At 46.2% G+C, this 18,873-nt stretch carries 21 protein-coding genes; 18 read left to right on the top strand and 3 right to left on the bottom strand.

The window, feature by feature from the left end:
• From A7975_RS06055 to glnA, 8 genes are all read left to right on the top strand, one after another.
• Positions 1-636, top strand: a complete 636-nt coding sequence (locus A7975_RS06055) for a peptidylprolyl isomerase (RefSeq protein ID WP_065384487.1) — start codon at positions 1-3, stop codon at positions 634-636.
• A 224-nt stretch (positions 637-860) separates the two neighbouring features.
• Positions 861-1,418, top strand: coding sequence for a ribonuclease FAU-1 family protein (locus A7975_RS06050; protein WP_053376252.1), 558 nt, complete (start codon positions 861-863; stop codon positions 1,416-1,418).
• On the top strand, positions 1,415-2,092 hold the full coding sequence (locus A7975_RS06045) for a YdcF family protein (RefSeq protein WP_065384486.1): 678 nt from the start codon (positions 1,415-1,417) through the stop codon (positions 2,090-2,092). The genes A7975_RS06050 and A7975_RS06045 overlap by 4 nt, the downstream gene beginning before the upstream one ends.
• A 90-nt stretch (positions 2,093-2,182) precedes the next feature.
• The gene (locus A7975_RS06040; protein WP_053376250.1) at positions 2,183-3,169 is read left to right on the top strand and encodes an AAA family ATPase; all 987 of its coding nucleotides are present in this window, start codon (positions 2,183-2,185) and stop codon (positions 3,167-3,169) included.
• A 28-nt stretch (positions 3,170-3,197) separates the two neighbouring features.
• Complete coding sequence (gene hflX, locus A7975_RS06035) at positions 3,198-4,490, top strand: GTPase HflX (RefSeq protein ID WP_053376249.1); 1,293 nt, start codon at positions 3,198-3,200, stop codon at positions 4,488-4,490.
• Positions 4,491-4,527: 37 nt separating this feature from the next.
• Positions 4,528-5,820, top strand: coding sequence for a methionine gamma-lyase family protein (locus tag A7975_RS06030; protein WP_065384485.1), 1,293 nt, complete (start codon positions 4,528-4,530; stop codon positions 5,818-5,820).
• A 62-nt stretch (positions 5,821-5,882) separates the two neighbouring features.
• Positions 5,883-6,293, top strand: coding sequence for a MerR family transcriptional regulator (locus A7975_RS06025; protein ID WP_053376247.1), 411 nt, complete (start codon positions 5,883-5,885; stop codon positions 6,291-6,293).
• Positions 6,294-6,338: 45 nt separating this feature from the next.
• Positions 6,339-7,667, top strand: a complete 1,329-nt coding sequence (glnA, locus tag A7975_RS06020) for a type I glutamate--ammonia ligase (RefSeq protein WP_053376246.1) — start codon at positions 6,339-6,341, stop codon at positions 7,665-7,667.
• Between the two features lie 129 nt (positions 7,668-7,796).
• Here glnA and A7975_RS06015 read toward each other — a convergent pair whose 3' ends face one another.
• Positions 7,797-8,753, bottom strand: a complete 957-nt coding sequence (locus A7975_RS06015; RefSeq protein WP_063846100.1) for a LysR family transcriptional regulator — start codon at positions 8,751-8,753, stop codon at positions 7,797-7,799.
• Between the two features lie 125 nt (positions 8,754-8,878).
• Between A7975_RS06015 and A7975_RS06010 the strand changes: the two genes are divergently transcribed.
• The 3 genes from A7975_RS06010 to A7975_RS06000 all read left to right on the top strand — a co-directional run bounded on the left by A7975_RS06010 (position 8,879) and on the right by A7975_RS06000 (position 11,567).
• Positions 8,879-10,048 (top strand): MFS transporter, encoded by a 1,170-nt coding sequence (locus tag A7975_RS06010; protein WP_483295906.1) that lies wholly within the window; start codon positions 8,879-8,881, stop codon positions 10,046-10,048.
• A gap of 286 nt (positions 10,049-10,334) precedes the next feature.
• A complete protein-coding gene (locus tag A7975_RS06005) occupies positions 10,335-10,943 on the top strand; it encodes a C40 family peptidase (RefSeq protein WP_053377818.1) in 609 nt (202 codons plus the stop codon).
• A gap of 30 nt (positions 10,944-10,973) precedes the next feature.
• Positions 10,974-11,567, top strand: coding sequence for a TetR/AcrR family transcriptional regulator (locus tag A7975_RS06000; RefSeq protein ID WP_053376244.1), 594 nt, complete (start codon positions 10,974-10,976; stop codon positions 11,565-11,567).
• A gap of 568 nt (positions 11,568-12,135) precedes the next feature.
• Here the strand turns inward: A7975_RS06000 and A7975_RS34430 are convergent.
• Both A7975_RS34430 and lexA read right to left on the bottom strand, forming a co-directional pair.
• Positions 12,136-12,246, bottom strand: coding sequence for a sporulation protein YjcZ (locus A7975_RS34430; protein ID WP_082197990.1), 111 nt, complete (start codon positions 12,244-12,246; stop codon positions 12,136-12,138).
• Positions 12,247-12,481: 235 nt separating this feature from the next.
• Positions 12,482-13,102 (bottom strand): transcriptional repressor LexA, encoded by a 621-nt coding sequence (gene lexA / locus A7975_RS05990; RefSeq protein ID WP_053376242.1) that lies wholly within the window; start codon positions 13,100-13,102, stop codon positions 12,482-12,484.
• Between the two features lie 159 nt (positions 13,103-13,261).
• On the opposite strand from lexA, the gene yneA reads away from it, so the two are divergent.
• The 7 genes from yneA (at position 13,262) to A7975_RS05955 (ending at position 18,862) form a co-directional block, all read left to right on the top strand.
• The gene (gene yneA / locus A7975_RS05985; RefSeq protein WP_065384483.1) at positions 13,262-13,636 is read left to right on the top strand and encodes a cell division suppressor protein YneA; all 375 of its coding nucleotides are present in this window, start codon (positions 13,262-13,264) and stop codon (positions 13,634-13,636) included.
• 164 nt (positions 13,637-13,800) lie between these two features.
• Complete coding sequence (locus tag A7975_RS05980; RefSeq protein WP_053376240.1) at positions 13,801-14,514, top strand: ABC transporter ATP-binding protein; 714 nt, start codon at positions 13,801-13,803, stop codon at positions 14,512-14,514.
• The gene (locus tag A7975_RS05975; RefSeq protein ID WP_065384482.1) at positions 14,511-15,869 is read left to right on the top strand and encodes an ABC transporter permease; all 1,359 of its coding nucleotides are present in this window, start codon (positions 14,511-14,513) and stop codon (positions 15,867-15,869) included. The genes A7975_RS05980 and A7975_RS05975 overlap by 4 nt, the downstream gene beginning before the upstream one ends.
• 26 nt (positions 15,870-15,895) lie before the next feature.
• On the top strand, positions 15,896-16,978 hold the full coding sequence (locus A7975_RS05970; RefSeq protein WP_065384481.1) for an efflux RND transporter periplasmic adaptor subunit: 1,083 nt from the start codon (positions 15,896-15,898) through the stop codon (positions 16,976-16,978).
• Between the two features lie 121 nt (positions 16,979-17,099).
• The gene (locus tag A7975_RS05965) at positions 17,100-17,294 is read left to right on the top strand and encodes a DUF896 domain-containing protein (RefSeq protein WP_053376237.1); all 195 of its coding nucleotides are present in this window, start codon (positions 17,100-17,102) and stop codon (positions 17,292-17,294) included.
• Between the two features lie 45 nt (positions 17,295-17,339).
• Positions 17,340-18,329 carry an aldo/keto reductase gene (locus A7975_RS05960; protein WP_065384480.1) on the top strand — a complete coding sequence of 330 codons (990 nt, stop codon included), beginning with the start codon at positions 17,340-17,342 and terminating at the stop codon, positions 18,327-18,329.
• Positions 18,330-18,355: 26 nt separating this feature from the next.
• Positions 18,356-18,862, top strand: a complete 507-nt coding sequence (locus A7975_RS05955) for a hypothetical protein (protein ID WP_053376235.1) — start codon at positions 18,356-18,358, stop codon at positions 18,860-18,862.
• The last annotated feature ends 11 nt before the right edge of the window (positions 18,863-18,873 follow it).

Raw genomic sequence — 18,873 nt, 5'->3', positions numbered from 1 at the left:
ATGGTGATTAGAAAGAAAACGCGATTCCTTTTTTTGATCGCAGTTGTCGCAGTTGTGCTGTTAATGTCAGGCTGCGGCAAAAGCGGTTCTGGGAAAAGCGCAGAAGCTTCGGCTAAGACGATGAGCTGGGACAAGATGCCGGAAATGCAGATTGATCTCGATAAATCGTACTTAGCGAAGTTTCAAACTTCAAAAGGCGACTTTACGGTGGAGCTGTTCGCGGATATAGCGCCGGTAACGGTGAACAATTTTGTGTTTCTAGCCCGCGAAGGCTTTTATGAAGGGTTGTCCTTTCACCGTATAATCGAATCCTTTATGATTCAAACCGGTGACCCGAAGGGCAATGGGACGGGTACGCCGGGTTATTCTATTCCGGATGAGCTTAATACGGAGATGAAGTACGAAGAAGGCGTCGTCGCAATGGCAAATGCCAGCAAGCCTAATTCAGGAGGCAGCCAGTTTTTCATATGCACGGGGCCCGACGCTTCCAATTTGAACCGGGAGCCGAATTATACGATTTTTGGCAAAGTGAAGAGCGGCATGGACACCGTCCAAGCCATTTCGAAGACACCTTTGAAAAACAATGTCCCTGCCGAAAATATTACGGTTCAAGCGATTGAAATCGTTGAGCAATAAACAAAAATACCGCCCATTCGTGGCGGTATTTTTTTGTTTTGGGACGGAGAGCTTGGTTTATTTTGCCGGTCGGCTGGAGATGGACGTTAAGATATGGTAATCTTTTTTTATAGGTAAATTTCAACTGTCGTTAATCACGAGTTGTTCGTTGTTCAATCAAAGCAAGGAAAAGCTATGCATGAGTTGGCAAGCTTTTCCTAAATGAACGGAAAGGTACGTTCCGTATGAAGAGAAAATTTTCAGACCGGGCTAACTGGCGGCGTATCCTGCGCAAAAGCTATTCGTGCCTAGCGCTTGACGGCGATGAGTTCAAAGGGCTCGTAACGTTTTACCGGATTCATGAATTGCGTGAGCCGTTATGGAAGGAATATAACGGACGGAGACTTTGTTTGGCCGATCGCGGCTACTTATGGATGCAGCATTTTCCACGAGGCGAGCATTTTGTCGTAACGACGATGTTTGATGATAAAGGACGCGTCGTGCAGTGGTATATCGATGTATGCAAAACGCAAGGCTTAACGGATCAGCAGGTACCTTGGTTCGATGATCTTTATTTGGACGTAGTCGTACTGCCAAGCGGAGAAGTGTTCCTCATGGACGAGGATGAGCTCGAAGACGCGCATAGGCAGGGTGATGTGAATGGCAAGGATGTGGCACTCGCTCGAAAAACGGCCGGTAAATTGCTCTCGAGCATTCGCAACGGCAGATTCCGTTATTTTACGCTTAGCCTTAAACACCGTAAGAGCTTGCTTGAGCGAACCGGGGAGTTAAGCGAATCATGAATACGGCAACAGGCAGGAGGAGCAGATCGCGGAAACGAACGAAAAAGCGTCATCCGTGGCTGCTCCTGTTTCGTGTTGTTGCATGGACCATCTGTGCAGGCGTCTTTTGGTGCGGATATTTATTATGGTTAATTAATGGTTTTCCCATGGATAAGCAGTTAGTCAAGGCGGATGCCGGCATTGTGCTGGGGGCCGCTTTATGGAATGACGTACCAAGTCCAGCGCTTAAGGAACGGCTGGACTTCGCATACCGATTATTCGATACGGGATTGGTGGACAAGCTTATTTTGTCCGGCGGCTTGGATAACAACGGTTCGGTGAAGACGGAAGCAGAGGGCATGCGCGACTATCTCATTGCAAAAGGTATTTCAGCTGACAAGCTGTTGCTAGAAAACAAAGCGACCAGCACGTACGAAAACCTATCGTTCAGCAAGAGCATTGCCGAGCAGCATAAGCTGACCGATTTGATCGTTATTACACATGATTACCATGCAGCCCGTTCTAAGGAGATTGCCAAAAAGCTTGATTTCAAGCCTTTTCAAGTCGCTGCAACCAAATCGAAGGTCCTAAATCCGGTATACAACGAGTCACGCGAGGTACTAGCATTTACGAAATGGAGGCTCGACTCGCTGCTTCTCGCTTTTGGAATTCCCTATTCGGATTCATCGCTGTAAATCTGCTAATATGCTGCCGCAAGGTAGAATAAACTTGTAGTGCGGTTTAGCCGCTACAGCTTTTGATGCAAAGGATAGGTGATGCGACAGATGAGTGGACACGTCATATCAGGCCCCGGAAATGGCACCGCAAGGCCTTCCCGGCAAATTAATGTGGTCCTTAGAAGTCAAGAGACATTTCAATTAGGCGCATCTGCGCATGCGCTCGAGGCTGACCCGCTGCCGGCTGTCAAGCCGCTGCCAGGCGTAGATCATTATGCCGATATTCAGAAAGAGCTTGAGCCGATGATTGGCATGGAAAACGTGAAGTCACTTGTGTACGAAATATATGCTTTGCTTTATATTAGCCGAATGCGTTCCGAAGCGGGGCTGTTTGGCGGCTCGCATGTGTACCATATGATTTTTAAGGGCAATCCGGGGACGGGGAAGACGACGATTGCCCGTATCGTGGCGAAGCTTTTTCAGAAGATGGGTGTCCTAGCGAAGGGGCATCTAATCGAGGTGGAACGAGCGGATCTTGTTGGCGAATATATTGGCCATACGGCGCAGAAGACACGCGACCTCGTCCGCAAGGCGATCGGCGGCGTGCTGTTCGTGGATGAAGCCTACAGCCTCGCCCGCGGCGGGGAGAAGGACTTTGGCAAGGAAGCCATTGATACATTGGTCAAAGCGATGGAAGATCACAAAAATCAATTTGTGCTGATCCTCGCAGGTTATCCTGCCGAGATCGAGGACTTCTTGCTGACGAATCCAGGGCTGCCGTCACGCTTTCCGATCCAGATCGAATTTCCGGATTATTCGGTTGATCAGTTGATACAGATCAGCGAGCTGATGGCCAAGGATCGTGACTATATTTTGCTCCCGCAGACCATATTTAAATTAAGGCAGCATCTGATGCAGGAGAAGCTAAGCACCATGTTCTCCTTCAGCAATGCCAGATATGTTAGAAATGCTATTGAGAAGTCGATCAGGTATCAGGCCGTTCGCCTGCTTACGCAATACGCCAGTTCCGTTCCTGCGAAGCAGGAGCTTATGACGATCAGGCCTGAGGATTTGAAGTGGGACACAAAGACATAATGACGGCGTAGTTTAGAAGGAGTATGAGATGAGCGAGAAAACATTCGATACCAACCCCAATATGGTTGAAAAAGCGATACTGATAAGCTTAGTTACAAATAACGATAAGCGTAAGGGCGGCGACCCGGAGATGTCGCTTCAGGAGTTGGTGCAGCTAACCGAGACAGCAGGCGTTGAAGTGCTAACCACCATTACGCAAAATAAAGAAACAGCCGACTCCAAATGGTTTATCGGCAAAGGCAAGGTGCAGGAGGTTAAAGCGCTGGCTGATGAGCTTGGGGCGACAACGGCAATATTCGATCAGGAGCTCTCCGGCGCTCAGGTTCGCAATCTCGAAGAGTCGCTGGATTTAAAAATCGTCGACCGGACGCAGTTGATTTTGGATATTTTTGCTGGCCGTGCCAAAACGCGTGAAGGTATTATCCAAGTTGAGCTCGCACAGCTCAGCTATTTGCTGCCGCGCCTATCTGGGCAAAGCAAAAACCTATCGCGTCTAGGCGGCGGCATCGGTACTCGTGGGCCGGGGGAAACTAAGCTTGAAACTGACCGCCGTCATATTCGTGATCGGATTTTTGATCTCAAGACTGTTCTTGAAGAGGTTGTCCGCCACCGGAAGCTGCACCGCGAACGCCGCAAAAAATCAGGCGCCATCCAAGTTGCATTGGTTGGTTATACGAATGCCGGCAAATCGACATTGCTCCGTGAGCTGACGAATGCGGATGTTTACGTTGAGAATCAGTTGTTTGCTACGCTAGATCCCACCTCGCGGACGCTCGAGCTGCCTAACGGCAGAGAAATCGTACTGACGGATACGGTAGGCTTTATTCAAAATTTGCCGCATGACCTTGTTGCCGCTTTCCGTGCGACCTTGGAGGAAGTATGCGAGGCCGACCTTGTGCTCCATGTTATTGACAGCAGCTCGCCGATGCGCGATGAACAAATTAAGGTGGTTAACAAAATATTAGGCGACCTTGGCGCCGCAGATAAGCCCTATGTAATGGTCTATAATAAAAAGGATATGTGCATAAATGACGGTTCATTGGCGGATTTGCCCATCACCGGCGGCGATAACCTCGTGATCAGCGCTTATGATGCGGAGGATCTTGAGCTTTTAAGGCAGACCATTCAAGATAAGCTGAGCGGGGATACGCTAACGTTCATCGTACCAGCTGAGCGCGGCGATCTTATCGCACTCGCTTATCGCAGCGGTGAGGTTATTAATCAAGAGATCGATGAACAGTCGCTTCGGCTAACTGTACATGTTAGCAAACAAGAGTATGAACAGCATGGGCATCGATTGAAACAATTTATTGAGCAGTAAGTTTTGCTGAGCAAAACGTTGAAGGAGAAGAGATCAAATGAGTTTGCAACATGAGAATCAGAAGCTTTGGGAGCATCTCGAGCAGCTTGCAGAGCGATCCGAGGAGCTTGCTGCAGAAGCTTTTCGCAGCGTTGATCGGATAGCGGAGCGAAATCAGTGGAAAGTTATTGAAGCGTTTCAGCGTCATAAAGTAAGTGATTTTCATTTTACCGGCTCAACGGGTTATGGCTATAATGATCGCGGCCGTGAAATTCTCGATCTCGTCTATGCGGACGTGATGGGGGCGGAAGCTGCGATCGTTAGGCCTCATTTTGTGTCCGGCACGCATACGATCAGCTGTGCTTTGTTCGGTGTGCTTCGGCCGTCGGACGAGCTTCTATATGTCACGGGAAGACCCTACGATACCCTTCATAAGGTGATTGGCAAGCCGGGTGACGGAACCGGCTCCTTGCAGGATTGGGGAGTGAAATATTCAGAGGTTCCGTTGCAAGAAGACGGAGGTCTTGACTGGGAACGTATCGAGCAATCGATTACAGATGAGACGAAGGTAATCGGGATTCAGCGCTCGCGCGGGTACGATTGGAGAGCTTCTTTTACCGTTGCTGAGATTGCCGAAATTGTCAAACGTGTCAAAGCGCTGAAACCCGATGTGCTTGTTTTCGTTGATAATTGCTACGGTGAGTTTACAGAGCTGTTAGAGCCTACCCAGGTCGGCGTAGATATAATGGCGGGTTCGCTTATCAAAAACCCCGGAGGCGGTTTGGCCGAAACGGGGGGGTATATTGCAGGAACAACTGCTGCAGTAGAGGCAGCGGCATATCGGTTGACTGCGCCTGGCATCGGCGGCGAGGTTGGCGCGATGTTAGGCACGCTTCGCCCTATGTTCCAAGGACTGTTTTTGGCGCCTCACTTGGTGGGACAAGCGATCAAGGGCAGCGTTCTAGCTGCAGCCTTGTTCGAGGAGCTCGGATTTGTAACGAAGCCAAGATGGAATGAGCCTCGAACCGATCTTATTCAAGCAGTCCGTTTCGGACAAGCAGAGCATTTGATCGCATTCGTGCAAGGCATCCAGCAGGCGGCGGCGGTAGATTCCCATGTCGTGCCTGAACCTTGGGACATGCCCGGTTATGAGAATGCCGTTATAATGGCGGCAGGTACGTTCATTCAAGGCGGCAGTTTGGAGCTGTCAGCTGACGCGCCTATACGTGAACCTTACATTGCATATATGCAAGGCGGCCTTACTTACGCTCATGCAAAATACGGTGTTCTAACTGCGTTATATCGGCTCGTGGATAGCGGTTTAATTGTGATTAAACCTTACATAACTTGACACGTTTGCGTTGTAACATATAGAATGGACATATAAATGAGCGACTGGAAGGTTGATGCGACATGGCTGATGATATTCGCAGAAATATGGCCTTATTCCCTATCGGCATCGTGATGAAGCTGACGGATTTAACGGCAAGGCAAATCCGGTATTACGAGCAGCATGAATTGATCGTACCTGCAAGGACGGCAGGAAACCAACGGTTATTTTCGTTTAATGACGTAGAACGGCTTTTGGAAATAAAATCATTGATCGAGAAGGGCGTTAACATCGCAGGCATCAAGCAAGTGATGAATCCGGTATCGAAAGAGTCGGATGACGCAACGATCGTCAGCGAGCAATCGGAAGTGAAGCGCCGCGAGCTTTCCGATCAGCAGCTGCACCGTTTGCTGAAGCAGCAATTGCTTGAGAAAAGGCCGGGTCAAGCGTCGCTTATTCAAGGTCAGTTGACCCGTTTCTTAAATAAGCGCTAGTTTTACTTTTATAACCCATGATTCGCAAACTAAGGAGATGATTCTGTGAGTTACACTAAAGACGATATTAGACGTATAGCACAGGAACAAAATGTTCGGTTTATCCGTTTGCAGTTTACGGATCTACTAGGAACGATTAAAAACGTTGAAATTCCAGTCAGCCAGCTTGAGAAAGCTCTTGACAACAAAATGATGTTTGACGGTTCATCCATCGAAGGTTATGTACGTATTGAAGAATCAGACATGTACTTGTACCCCGACTTAGATACTTGGGTTGTATTCCCATGGGTAACACAAGATCGCGTTGCCCGTTTGATTTGTGACATTTATATGCCAGACGGAACGCCGTTTGCCGGAGATCCGCGCGGTATTTTGAAACGTGCCTTGAAGGAAGCGGAAGAGCTTGGCTACACAGCAATGAACGTTGGTCCAGAACCGGAATTTTTCTTGTTCAAAACCGATGAGCGCGGCGAGCCGACAACAGAGCTTAATGACCAAGGCGGTTACTTTGACCTCGCGCCGATGGATATGGGTGAAAACTGTCGCCGTGAAATCGTGCTGACGCTTGAGGAGATGGGCTTTGAAATTGAAGCTTCCCACCATGAGGTAGCACCGGGACAACATGAAATCGATTTTAAATATGCAGATGCGATTAAAGCAGCTGACCAAATTCAAACGTTTAAGCTAGTGGTAAAAACAGTTGCACGCGAGCATGGCTTGCATGCATCGTTCATGCCAAAACCGTTGTTCGGCGTAAATGGTTCCGGTATGCACTGCCACCAATCGTTGTTCCAAGGCGAAACAAACGTGTTCTACGATGAGAAGGACAAGCTGGGCCTTAGCACAGTTGCCCGTCAGTACATGGCTGGTATTTTGCTTCACGCTCGTGCGATGGCAGCTATTACGAACCCTACAATCAATTCATACAAACGTCTTGTTCCAGGCTACGAAGCGCCTTGTTATGTCGCTTGGTCTGCAAGCAACCGCTCGCCAATGATTCGGATTCCAGCTTCACGCGGTCTTAGCACGCGTGTAGAGGTTCGTAATCCAGATCCGGCGGCTAACCCATATTTGGCTCTTGCTGTGATGCTAAGAGCAGGTCTGGACGGCATTCAGAACAAGCTTCCGTTGCCGGCTCCAACAGACCGCAACATCTACATCATGACAGAGGAAGAACGTCAGGATGCTGGTATTCCAAGCTTGCCGCTTGATTTGAAGGAAGCTCTTGATGAAATGCTAAGAAGCGACATCGTTTGCGATGCTCTAGGCGACCATGCGCTTGCACACTTCTACGAGCTGAAAGAAATCGAGTGGGACATGTACCGCACGCAAGTTCACCAATGGGAACGCGATCAGTATTTGACTCTTTACTAAATCTAAAATTTTTGATACCGAAATGTAGAGTACCCCTTAAAATAAGCAATGAAAGAACCGATTGGTTTTTCCATTGCTATTTAAGGGGTTTTTAATTGGAATAAATGAAAACCCGAAAGATACACCATTTTAAATGGTGTCTGTCTTTCGGGTTTTGTTTTCTAATCCGGCAGAGTCGGCATTGTTGTCACTTGAACTTTGATGATCATTTTGAAAAAAGGAAGTGAGCCATGCGGCAAGCTGTTTTTGAGCGTGGCTTATAAACCGGTCAGAGCGATATACGAGCACCAAATGGCGGAAAGGGGGGCGGTTTATGATCGGAATGGAAACAAGGCCGGATTGGACAGTTACGCCTCTGAGAAGATGCTCAGGTTGGACGGTGGCCCCTATGCCTGCTCGGACGAGCTGCAGCAGCGACGTAGCAGAGCTTGTCTCCATAACGGTAGAGAGTGAGAAGCCTAGCTCCCTGCATGCTTCCTCCACCAGATCGCGGCCTAGATAACCAAGCGGGTACATGACGAGCGGAATATGCTGAAGCTCCTGAAGCTCGATTTGTTTTCTGTCAGCTAAAGGATTTGTAGAGCATACCAGCAAATGGTATGGTTCTGAACCAAGCGGCATTTGAATTAGCCTGGGGTCAGGAGCGCTTTTTAAGCCGATGCCGATGTCCACATTGTTGCTGAGAACCTCTTCTTGGACGCGGATTGTGGAAAAGGCTTGCAGTTGAATGGATGGATATTTCTCATGAAAATAGATGAACAACGGAACGAGCTGGAAATCGAGATCCGAAGGAAGAACGCCAAGGCGGATGTTTCCTCGTTCACCAGCCAGCAATTCGAGTATCGCATTTTTGGCGTCTTGCTCCGCTTGAATCATTTTTCCGCCATGCAAGCGCAGCAGTTCGCCGGCTTCGGTTAACACTATTTTTTTGCCGATACGATCGAAGAGCGGCATGCCAAGCTCACCTTCAAGCACTCTGATTTGCTGGCTGAGCGTAGGCTGACTGATGCCAAGACGATCGGCTGCTTTTGTAAAGTGCAGATGCTCGCATACAGCCATAAAATAGTGAATATGCCGAGTGTCCATGAGCTCGCCCCCCAATGATAGTTTATTACTATTATAATAATAGAAATAATAGTATTGATCAATGTAATTAGGGTCACTATACTCAGAGTACACAAGGTGTTTAAACAGAGACAGGAGAGAGAATGATGCGAACGTTTTATTTACTTTTTGCCCTATTTTTAGCTTCCTTAAATTTGAGGCCTGCGATAACCTCCGTAGCTCCACTATTGGATACCATACAGTCAACGCTTGGCATGAGCGGTCTTGCAGTAAGCCTGTTAACGACGCTTCCGGTATTATGTATGGGAATATTTGCGCCGCTGGCGACCCGTATTCGTGATTGGTTAGGACTGGAGCGTGCGATTTTTTCGGCTCTTCTTCTTATTACGGCTGCAACTGCGCTGCGAGGACTTTATAGCTCAGTTACGATACTGATCTTGACCGCGTTTATTGCCGGCATCGGAATCGGACTTGCGGGCCCTATGCTGTCAGGTTATATTAAAAAGCATTTTCCGAGCAAGCCGGGTGTTGTGAGCGTTTATTCCGTATCCATGACAGTAGGCGCTGCGATCGCTTCTGGGCTTTCCATCCCTATCTACACGCGGAGCAATCATAGCTTGACAATTACGCTTGCATGCTGGGCTGTGCTCGGTGTACTGGCTTTGGTTTTTTGGGTAGCACTATTGCAGCGCAAGAACAACGAGGAGCAGCAGCAGCAGGAGGAGCATTCACGGCTGCCGCTCAAAAATAAAAGGGCACTGCTTTTAACGCTCTTCTTTGGCCTAATGGCTTGTATGTTCTATTCGATAACGGCGTGGATCGCACCGATTGCGCAAAGTCTCGGTTACAATAAAACGAGCGCCGCGATGATTCTTACCGTCTTTACCATCATGCAGATACCGGTCTCGATGACATTGCCTGCAATCGTATCGCGATTTGGTAATCGGAAATTATTTCTTGTCTTATGCAGCTTGTGCGAGCTTGTTGGCGTGCTGATGCTTTTATTTCATTTGCCGATTATGGTTGCAGTCGTATTTCTTGGCATTGGAGCCGGCGGCTTGTTCCCGCTAGCTTTAATGCTTCCGATCGTTGAGACAAAAACTGCCAAGGAAGCAGGCGCTTGGGCGGCGATGTCACAATGCGGCGGCTACCTCATAGGTGCAATGGGACCGCTCGTCATAGGATTGATCCATGACAGCAGCGGCAGCTTCACATTAGCTTTTGTCACGATGATTGCCGTTATTCTTATTATGATCAGTGTTCAGCTTCTAATAAGTAACGGCGAGGAGCCAAAAAAGGCCGTAAGAACGGTTTGATAATATGTATGGCGTGCTGGAGATCCACTTTAATAAATTCATGTGACAGCTATATACACGCTTTAAAGCAGGCATCACCATTTCTCTGGGGAGAATTTGGCTAACTGCTTTGAAGGGTGTATTTTTTTTGTTTCACAACAGTACTAGATAGAGTTAGTACTATTCGGTTGGCCGATGTGTTGGTATATTCAATTCAGAAGTTATCGAGATCACATTCAAATGAATCGTATAGATAAACGAGCTTATTTATTGGAGAGTGAACAGCATGATACAAGCTAGCATGGAAATGTGCAAGACGGATAACATCTACGTGTTGCTGTCCGATACGGGTACTATTTTTACAAGGCTGATTAAAGGGTTTACGGGTGCGCCATACAATCATGCTTCACTCGTCCTGGATGAAAACCTGCATGAAGTATTTAGCTTCGGACGAAAAAAAGCAAACAATCCTTTACTGGCGGGTTTCGTTAGGGAAGATATGTATGAAGGGACCTTTCGCCATTTTCCCCATACACGATGTGCTTTGCTTCGAATAGCTGTCAGCGCGGAGCAGCGTGCTAATTTGATTCAAACCATTCGTGATTTTGAAAAGAACAAACATCTTTACAGCTACAATCTGATTGGATTGTTTGGCGTGCTGCTGGATATGGACCTACAGCCTGTCCACTCCTATTTTTGTTCACAGTTCGTGGCAGAAACGATGACTAAGAGCGGCATTCCCTTGTGGGAGCGTCCTTCGGCGCTGGTCACGCCAAATGATTTTTTAAACCATCCTCTGTTTCAAGTCCTTTATGAAGGGCCGTTGTACGACTATCCGCTGCTTAACCGTCAAAGGCTTGGTAATCACGCAAAAACAAAGTGGTCGTTAAACCAGTTGCTGAAGCGGGCGATGTAAGGTTTCTGCAACAAAATTGACTTAAAACGAATGATCATTTATCATACCTGCATGAGACATAAAGACGAGAATAAAAGCGAAGCAATCTTTCAAGCGACGATACAGCTTTTGAACGAAATCGGATTTGCCGACATCTCCATGTCAAAAATCGCTAAGCGAGCGAACGTATCATCATCAACGATTTATGTTTATTTTGAAAATAAGGAGGACATGCTCCTAAAGCTTTATTTGAATGTTAAAGAAAAGATGAGTCAGCAATTGGTGCAAAATATCGACGATTCAACTCCTGTCAAGGATGGTTTTGCAACCGTCATGAGAAATTTATTGGATTTCACGCTAAGCAATAAGGAATACTTTTTGTTTTTAGAACAATTTTCAACTTCGCCGCTGCTTGATAAGCTCTGTCTAGAGGACACAGCATGGATGTTTCAATCCTTGCGGTCTTTTGCCTTGAGAGGGCAGCGCGAGAAATTGTTGAAACAGGCAGACATCAATCTCTTGTTGACCTTCTGTTATTTCCCTGTCATTCAGCTGGCCAAGGCACATTTCAAAAAGGAAAATGAAGCGAATCAGCAAAATCTTGATGTCATTATCCAAATGAGCTGGGACGCAATAAAGGTATAATTTCGGAGGCTGGAACTTAGGGAGGAGGGGGCAGCTGCCCTCACCCTCCATGAATGAGATTTAAAATCTTCTGTATGATGGCCTATACCTGCCATGAAATCCGCCCCCGGCGCCATGAAAGCCCCCTCCAGGACCCCCATGAAATCCGGAGGATGGTACGCCATGAAAGCCCCCGCCGCCAGAAAAGCTGCCTCCGCCAAGCCATGGTCCTCCAAAGGTGCCTATTGGAAAGGGAATGGGAACTGGGAGCACTTCCGGATAGGGGTAGGGATACGGGTACTGATAAGGGTAGGGATATGGGTAAGGTGGCGGGTAGGGATAAAACGGGGGTTGCTGCGGTCCGAATGCCATCAAGTATACCTCCAATTATTCGTTTAATAAAAACAGCCTATGCTTGGAGCGATGCCTATGTAACTTGCCCATCTTCATTTCGGCATGTTATCTGAAGTGGAGCATTTTCATACATATAAATGTAAGCTTGCTTTGATGCTGGATATAGACTGCATACAAAAAGACCCATAACATGGGTCTTTTTTGGTTTCAATATTATGAAAGCTGAATGTTTGAATTAATAGCCGCCGAAGCCGAAGCCACAGCTGCACGCGATAATCACCAATAAGATAAACAAAACTAAAATGGTGCCTAGATTTGTAAAAGCCCCACCAACAAAACCGGACATTTTCAATGCACCTCCTTATTTGTTGAATACCATATAGGTTATGCGGGATAAACGCCGGGTGATTGGGTGTTTGTCATACAGCTAAGAGCTACTTGCAGGCATTGTGCTGATTGGATTGAGAAGGGCAGGGGGGCAAACGTTTGAATGCCGTGGTTCATTATAATCGCAAAGAAGAGGCTGAATCGCAGATGCGTATGCATCGATTCAGCCTCTTCTTTATGTACATTTGCTTCGTTTAATGGATATCACGGAAAAGCCCGATGACTTTGCCTAGAATCGTAACATTTTGGAGTAGAATCGGCTGCATCGTGGAGTTTTCTGGCTGCAAGCGAATGTGATTCTTCTCCTTGTAGAAAGTTTTTACCGTAGCTTCATCGTCTTCAGTCATCGCTACAACGATTTCTCCGTTATTAGCGGTTTGCTGCTGACGGACAATAACGTAATCACCATCGTGAATACCGGCTTCGATCATGCTCTCGCCCATGACGTTCAAAATGAATACGCTGCTGTCTCCAACAAAATGGGAAGGAAGCGGGAAGTATTCTTCGATGTTCTCAGTGGCAGTTATCGGCACGCCTGCAGTAACTTTACCTACGATAGGTACTTTAGCTACAGAAAGGGGAATAATGCCGTCTACGCCTTCTTGATCTAAAATTTCAATAGCACGCGGTTTAGTGGGATCTCGGCGAATTAGCCCTTTCTTCTCCAAACGGTCCAAATGACCGTGAACGGTTGAACTGGATAACAATCCAACAGCTTCGCCGATTTCTCGAACGGAGGGTGGATAGCCTTTCTCCCGGACTTCATTCTTTATAAATTCAAGAATTGAATGTTGTCGGTTAGAAATCTTCGACACTGTGATCACTCCATTAGTAGATTTGTAGCAAATTATAACATAGAACCGGAGTTCGTACAAACATAAGTTCTTAAGTACAGAAGTTCGTATTTTTTTCGTTGACACCAAACGTCTGTTCGTGTAATCTAAAAACAGAACAAACGTTTGGGGTGCTGAAAAATGATAACTAGTCCAAGCTTTTATAGAACGATACACAAACAAGAAACAGGCAAAGCAGTGGTTCTCGGCCACTTGGTCAAACGGTTGATGAAGAAGCATGCAGCTAAGATCATCGTTTGCACGGCCGTGTTCGCACTATTGTTTACTAGCTTTCTAATGATAGGAACATATGCATCCGGCAATCATCCGGCAGAAGCAGCAGTTAATGAACAAGTGGTAACCGTACATTCTGGGGATACACTGTGGGGTATTGCGCAGCAGTTTACGGATGGGAAGCAAGATATTCGATATATCATTTATTTAATTCAAGATCGTAATGATTTACAATCTTCTGAGATTATGCCGGGCCAGAGGTTAATTATTCCTAGCATTTAAGCTGAATTTCATTTACAATTAATAGAAAGTTTTAATTATAAATAGCTTTCTGAATCAAGTAGATCAGTGGACTCTACTTCATTTGGAAAGTTTTTTTGTTTGAACTGCAGGGTTCGTGCTTTGCTTGTTCGTCTATTGGTGGGGGACTGAAAGGAGAGGCTGAATTGTTACGTGTTGAAGAGTTATCCCATTCCTTCATAAATGGGAATGAAGCGACTGCAGTATTGCAGAATATTAGCTTCGATGTACATAAGGGTGAAATGATTGCGTTATTAGGTAGTTCCGGCTCTGGTAAATCTACACTGCTTAATTTAATGGCGGGCTTGATGAAGCCAACGGAAGGACAAATTTTCATTGCAGACCACAATATCGTTACGATGAACGAAAACAAATTGGCTGAGTTTAGGCGCAAGCATATCGGTTTTATTTTTCAAGCGTATGAGCTTATTGCAAATTTGACGGTACGTGAAAATGTTGAGCTGCCGCTAGTGTTCCAATCCATTCATCCATCCATTAGGAAAAAAAAGGCGCTTGCTTTGCTTGAGCAGGTGGGGATTCCGGATAAGGCGGAGTTGTTTCCGTCGCAGCTCTCAGGCGGTCAACAGCAGCGTGTCAGTATTGCCCGCTCTTTGATCACTGAGCCTTCGGTCATTTTTGCGGACGAGCCTACGGGTAATTTGGATACAAAAACCGAGGAAGAAATTATTATGATCTTGAAGCGATTGAACAAAACGATGGAAACGACGTTTATCATCGTCACGCATGAACGTGAGGTTGCCGCCCAAACGGAAAAAATTATTTCGCTTCGGGATGGGTATCTGGTGACGGAGCAAGAGTCCGCTCGAGAAAGTATGCTTGCGGGGGTGCCACAAAATTGAGAATAAGTGATATTACACGATTATCATGGGATCAAGTGAAGCGCAGAAAGGTCGTAACCGCACTTTGCGCAGCAGGTATATCCATAGGCTGTGCCGCCATTATTGTTGCGATGAGCATTGGTGAGTCCGCCCAGATTTATGTCGAGCAGCAAATGAACAGCTATTTGAAAATGGATGAAATTACGGTAACGGCAAATACGGGCGCCCAAGCAGTGGGCAATAAACCTTCATCCGAGAGTGAAAGCGAATCGTTAAAGCAAGGTAAATTGACGCAGCAAAAGCTGGATATAATGAGGAAAATTCAGCATGTGACGGCTGCCGCACCATTTCAGCAGCTTGATTACATGGAGCTGACGACATTAGACGGGCTTATCTCGCAAAATCAAACCCAATTGATCGGCACGGATCTGGAGGTTCTAACGGATTTCGGGCATAAATTTTTGCAAGGGGGACCTTCAGACCTTGAGGATACGATCGTGCTAAGCTATGGCGCAACGATGGGTCTTTTTGACGAAGTAACCAAACAGAATATGCAAGATCAAATAAACGCGAATCCTTACGATGATGCGGTGTATGAGCAATATCAAAACTTAAACAAAATTCCCACCCCCTTATATCAGAAGCAAATTCAGTTTCGCTATTACTCTGCAGATGGACAGATTCTAACCAGGCCGCTGCGAGTCGTTGGCGTACTGAAAAAACCAACTGGCGTCAAAGATGACCAGATCATGTATGACAAGAAGGGCTACATTTCCATTGCAACAGCGGAGCTGCTTAAGAAAGAGCTCAAAATGCGAGGAGATGAACAGGAATCCTATAATTCCATTATTGTGAAGGTTGATAATCAATCCAATATCGAGCAGGTCGAGCAGCAGCTCAAAAAGCTTGTTGTCTCCACGCAAACCAATTTATTTCAAAAGGAACGGCTTGCAAATGAGTTTAAAATAATAAAAGCAGCTGCTCTTGGCATCGGTGTTTTTATTCTTATTATCGCTTCGATATCTATCGTCGTTGCGATGACGATGTCTACCTACCAGAGGCGAAGGCAAATTGGCATTATGAAGGTGCTTGGCGCTAACCTTGCCCAAATTCGAAATATGTTTATCGTAGAAGCGGCCTTGCTGGGGCTGCTTGGCGGATTGCTCGGCGTACTATTTTCATACTGGATCGTTTGGGGCATTAACGGTCTTATAACGAATTTATCCGGTGAGCAGGATTCGGTTATTATTTTTATTCCGCTATTAACGATACCCATTGGCATGGCGTTCGCGCTTGCTACCGGCATTTTCTCAGGTATTTACCCCGCGGTGAGCGCATCCCGTACAGATGCTTTGACAGCGATTAGACGTGATTAATTTAGAGTATAAGAAGGAGCTTAAAGATGAAGAAGAAAATAAAGTGGGGAATCATTGGACTTGTTATTATTGGAATTAGCTTTGTTTTATATAGAATGGGAAATCCGACCAAGCTTGTAGAGATAACGTCAGACTCGCAGCCTATTGCCTTTCAAGTAACGAAAGAAACGATTGCGAATAAGGTTGAGGTGAAAGGAAAGTCATTGTATGAGCAAGAAACGCTTGTATATGCCCCTTATGGCTCTAAAGTGACTGAATGGGCAATCGAAGACGGTCAGCAGGTGAAGAAAGGCGATGTGCTGTTTAAACTCGATCAAACTGCTGTGCAAAACGAGATTTTGCAAGCGGAGGCGGCTTTACATAAGGCTAGCCTTGAGGCTGACCTGAACGACTATTTGAGTCAGGTGGATGATGAAGCGAACCCGCTAGAATCGACAGAAGAAGCACGCAAAAAACTGCTTGTAACGAAGGAAATCGCTCGTTTGACGAAGGAATTGAATGAAGTGACTTCGAGCATTCAAGCCAAAGAGCTGCTAGTGAAGAAGAATAAGCTGAAAGAGTCGAGCCTCCGCTCGCCGGCTACGGGTATCTTTTTGTTCGACAATGCTAACAAACGGCCGCAGGCTTTGGCGGATAATGAATATGTGGGCAAGGTTGTTGATTTAAATAAGCTGCAATTCATCGCATTAGTTGGAGAGCAGGACGTATTCCGCATTAAGCCAGGCATGCCCGTCCAAGTGAAGATGAACGCGATGAAGGATCTGAAGCTGACAGGGAAAGTGCTGAGAGTATCAAAATTTGCGAAAACAGGGACGGATCAGAACAACCTAAATCAAGCTGCTCAGTTCGAGGTGGTAATCGTTCTAGAGCCTAGCGAGTATTTGATAGCGGGTTTAAGCTTGAATGGTGCCATTGAGACCGAACGCAAAGAAAATACGACTGCTGTACCATCGATAGCGATCATTCGCGAAAAGGATAAACATTTTGTTATGCTGGATTCCGGAAATGGCCAGTATGAAAGAAAGGAAATTAAAATTGGTCTTGAAACGCCGGAACTCACTGAAGTTCTTGAAGGGCTGAAGGTTGGCGATCAGGTCGTTTTGCAATAATAGCTCTACAATAATTGAATCCTTTAAATATGAAGCCTCTACGATTCCTTGACAACTGAACGTTGAAAATGTCAAAGTATAGTGTAGAGGTTTTTTCATCATGAGAGGAGTAGAGCAAGTAATGGAATTTTCGAAAATAATTGAACGTATTAACGAGCTAGCTCGTAAAAATAAATCGGTAGGCTTAACCGATGAAGAAATGGCTGAAAGAGATGAGCTGCGCAAGCAATATTTGACCAACTTCAAAAACAATTTTCGCCAGCAGCTGGAAACAATTGAAATTGTGGATGACAGCGACAAAAACATCAAGCACTAACTAACGACAGTCATACTCATTTAATAGCCATGGGAGGGTATTTAGATGAAATATAATCTGTTAGGAAAAAGTGGACTGGCTGTATCCGAGCTATGTTTGGGAACGATGACATTTGGCAATACGACAAGTGAAGAGGATTCAATCGACATGATTGATCGTTTTGTAGATCGCGGGGGCAATTTTCTCGATACGGCCGACGTTTATGTAAGCGGCCGTTCCGAGGAGATTGTCGGCAAAGCCATCAAAAACAAACGATCAGACATCGTCCTTGCTACAAAGGTGCGTATGACCACATCCGCCAATATAAACGGGGTAGGTTTGTCTCGCAAGCATATAATGGATGGCGTTGATGCAAGTCTGAAACGTCTTGAAACCGATTATATTGATTTGTACCAGGTCCATGTTTGGGATCATGCTACGCCAATTGAAGAAACGCTCCGTACGCTTGATGATCTCGTTACTTCCGGCAAAGTTCGATACATAGGATGCTCTAACTTTTTTGCGTGGCAGCTGATGAAGTCACTTGCGGTTAGCGATGTTAACCGTTATGTGCGATTTGTGTCCATTCAGCCCCAATACAGCTTAGTGAGCAGACAAATGGACCGCGAAATGCTCTCGTTATGCTTAGAGGAGAAAGTAGGCATCATTCCTTGGGCTCCAATAGGCGGCGGCTTCCTAACGGGACGCTACAACAGAGAAGAGCCGACAGAGGGGCGCTTGATCTCAAAGGTCGGAGAGAGCGCATGGGTTAACCGGGCTCTAGACAAAAACTTTCTCATTCTCGATGCTCTGCTTGAAGCGGCCAAGGAACTGGACAAATCGCCTGCTCAAGTTGCTCTCCGCTGGCTTATTCAGCGTGAAGGCATTACTTCACCGATATTCGGTGCGAGTAAGCTAGAACAATTTGAGGACAACATGGGGTCTATCGGCTGGGAGATGCCAAGCGAAGTGTGGAACCGTTTGGAGCAAATTAGCGCATTGCCGGATGATTATCCGAATCGCTTCATTGAGAAGTTCCGCAGACCATTCGAATAGCGTTAACAATTAGGAGGAGAATCAGCTTGTCACGTTCCTGGGAGCGCAAAGTGCGCAAAAATATGAATGTTGTGAACAAACAACGCAAGAAGCAAGGCAATGGTCAAATCGTATTTAATGCTGAGAAATCGGAGAAAATCGTTGGGCGCAATTATATTGCACCTATCTTATTGATTTTGTTTATCGGCATGTACGTCATTTTGATGCAAAGCTCAACACAGTTTAAAATGGACACGATGTTTTGGATCACGGTAGGCTGTTATATTTTGCTTGCGGCACTGTTTTTCTTCCGCAGGCCTTATATTACGATTGGCAAAGACTTTGTTCAGTCTCGCCGTCTGACAGGAGATAAACGCATTCCTGCGTCCAACATTAAAGGCATTAGCGTTCAAAAGGGTTATGTGATCGTGGAGCAGCACAAAGGCGGCAACTGGGTGTTCTCAAAATTGACTAACCGTTTCCCTACCGAAGAAATCGGCGATAAGCTGAAAGTCTTCGCACAAGCAAACGGCATTTCTTTCTCGCAAAAATAAATAGGCAGGAG

It is taken from the genome of Bacillus sp. FJAT-26390 (genome assembly GCF_001682865.1).
Lineage (GTDB): Bacteria > Bacillota > Bacilli > Paenibacillales > Paenibacillaceae > Pristimantibacillus.
Note: the sequence above shows the minus strand (reverse complement) of the source record. Positions and strands in the feature narration are given on the sequence as shown.